Below are 893 nucleotides of genomic sequence, written 5' to 3' on the forward strand. Positions count from 1 at the left end.
GATTTCTTTTCCTGCGGTTACTTAGATGTTTCAGTTCACCGCGTTCGCTTCGCATGGCCTATGTATTCAGCCATGGATACTCCAAAAGGAGTGGGTTTCCCCATTCGGACATCTACGGATCAAAGCTCGTTTGCCAGCTCCCCGTAGCTTTTCGCAGGCTACCGCGTCCTTCATCGCCTGTGATCGCCAAGGCATCCACCACATGCACTTGTTCGCTTGACCCTATAACGAGTCTGTCTCGCGACAGTCGCTACAGGTTGAGTTCTCGCGTTGTGCCGTATTCCAAATTGAGTCGAACATAGAGTTCGAATCATCTTGAGATACATCGATACAATCACAACCCGGATAGTTTCCACGTCCATCTCAAGACGCTTCCGCTATCCAAATTACTTGCTTCTTCCAGATTGTTAAAGAACGACAGCCGATATGGTTTTACTCATATCACTCTGACTGGCTCAATCGCCAATGCAAAATTCTCGGTTCAGTGTCTGAACCAAGCCCTTAGCGTTGGTGATTGGTGGAGGCAGACGGGATCGAACCGACGACCCCCTGCTTGCAAAGCAGGTGCTCTCCCAGCTGAGCTATGCCCCCATGAGTACAGATTTGCCTCAGGGTGTACCGCCACACAAGACGGTGGTGGGTCTGGTTGGATTCGAACCAACGACCCCCGCCTTATCAAGACGGTGCTCTAACCGACTGAGCTACAGACCCCTGAGTCTGTCTTTAAATTTACAGCCGATAAGCGTGAGCGCTCAACTTGTGCGAGAAGCTCTGGAAAGGAGGTGATCCAGCCGCACCTTCCGATACGGCTACCTTGTTACGACTTCACCCCAGTCATGAATCCTACCGTGGTGACCGTCCTCCTTGCGGTTAGACTAGCCACTTCTGGTAAA

General features: G+C 51.3%; 2 tRNA genes and 2 rRNA genes. All 4 read right to left on the minus strand.

The features are described 5' to 3' along the window. Window positions 1–222: ribosomal RNA gene (locus CFB41_RS37005) — 23S ribosomal RNA — on the minus strand; the annotation flags it as partial. A 293-nt stretch (window positions 223–515) separates the two neighbouring features. Beyond that, window positions 516–591 (minus strand) — tRNA-Ala (locus CFB41_RS37015). 43 nt (window positions 592–634) lie between these two features. Next, window positions 635–711, minus strand: a tRNA-Ile gene (locus CFB41_RS37020). Window positions 712–775: 64 nt separating this feature from the next. Next, window positions 776–893: ribosomal RNA gene (locus CFB41_RS37025) — 16S ribosomal RNA — on the minus strand; the annotation flags it as partial.

The organism is Burkholderia sp. AU33803, assembly GCF_002223095.1.
Taxonomy (GTDB): Bacteria; Pseudomonadota; Gammaproteobacteria; order Burkholderiales; family Burkholderiaceae; genus Burkholderia.